2 protein-coding genes are annotated in these 1,360 nt (G+C 35.7%); one reads left to right on the top strand and one right to left on the bottom strand.

Going from position 1 to position 1,360, the window contains the following annotated elements; genetic code table 11:
* Positions 1 to 97: 97 nt before the first annotated feature.
* Positions 98 to 346 carry a hypothetical protein gene (locus tag ACFVSH_RS26670; RefSeq protein WP_387598338.1) on the bottom strand — a complete coding sequence of 83 codons (249 nt, stop codon included), beginning with the start codon at positions 344 to 346 and terminating at the stop codon, positions 98 to 100.
* 366 nt (positions 347 to 712) lie between these two features.
* Between ACFVSH_RS26670 and ACFVSH_RS26675 the strand changes: the two genes are divergently transcribed.
* Positions 713 to 1,117 carry a hypothetical protein gene (locus ACFVSH_RS26675; RefSeq protein WP_230303505.1) on the top strand — a complete coding sequence of 135 codons (405 nt, stop codon included), beginning with the start codon at positions 713 to 715 and terminating at the stop codon, positions 1,115 to 1,117.
* The last annotated feature ends 243 nt before the right edge of the window (positions 1,118 to 1,360 follow it).

Consider the following 1,360-nt stretch of genomic DNA (forward strand, 5'->3'; position numbering starts at 1 on the left):
CAGCCTACATACCATATTCTATATACCCTGCATTTTACCAATTTTAAACAAGTGAGCAGAATGTCATCTCATTGGATTCCCTAAAATATTGCCCACTTCATTCAAACTGCCCTAAATTGTATCTGTGCAACAAATCATCCCGAACGAACTCCCTGCAAGTCGAGGATAGATGTGACCGCTCAGGATGTATCAAATCTCCAAAAGGCAAATCACCGACAAACTTAACTTCGCCTTCAAAATCCTGTCCGGATTCACCATCAAAACCGATGACTTTCACAAAGCAAGTTTTGTGACCGGTTTTCATAAAATCAATTACCGTTAAAACATGATCATGTACATCACTCATTCTTTTTTCCTCCACCCATGAAAGCATTAAGTAAAGATATTTTTTACTAGCATTATTATAAAGAAACCGATCAAAACAACAAACCATGGTTAAGACCGCTAAAGGCATTAAACATGCTTTTCCTGAATCGCTTTTACTTTATTTTTTTATGTATTTTGGTTGATTTATTAACTATAATCTTACTTATACTGGCGTTACATGTCCTGACTTCCCAATTCATCCACTTATGTTTTTTACGTTACCCGGAAAATGCTTCTCTTAACATGTCTATGATTTCATATTATTTCCATCGAAGGTCAGTCTGGCAACGCCCTCTTCTATATAGATTTATAACCTGCTATAATCTAAGGATTGGAGGTGTGAAAAATGAAAGAAATCATCCAGATATTAGCTGAAATCGTCAATAATCTTCACGATTTCATCCTGTTCTTTGTGAGTGACACATTAAATTCAAATGCAACGGACAAAGATTTGCATTTTTGGATAATGGGAATCATCGGTATCATCATATTTTTGTTCGTGTTATTTTTATCTAATTTAATTTCCCGGATGCGTTTTGGGATAACGATACTCTCTTTCCTTTATACCTTTACAGTCATGGTTGTTTTAGTATTTGCCATTGAAATACAGCAAGCCCTTACCAGCAGGGGGAATATGGAGTTTCAGGATGCGGCGGTAGGCCTTTGGGGGTTCATCGTATTTTTCATGGTTTTTGCTGTACTATCATCCATTTTCCTTTTGGTGAAGAATTTTTTCAAGCAATCAAAATAAAGGTAACGATAGTTCACCTTGCATAAAACATTCCAAATGGCCTTTCAATAACCTTAAATTCGGATTTTGTATTGGCGGGAATGATAAACTCTCTGTAGCATCATCTTAAACCGGAAGGAAAGTTACAGAGAAGAAAATTTGATTCGGGGTAAATAAGCATATACTATCAATTACTTCGGTTCACTTTCATTGAATAAATCAATGCTGAACAGATTGAAAGAATCGTCTTCATTCATACGTTCC

Origin of the sequence: Peribacillus sp. NPDC058002 (assembly GCF_042886655.1) — a bacterium.
GTDB lineage: Bacteria > Bacillota > Bacilli > Bacillales > DSM-1321 > Peribacillus > Peribacillus aracenensis.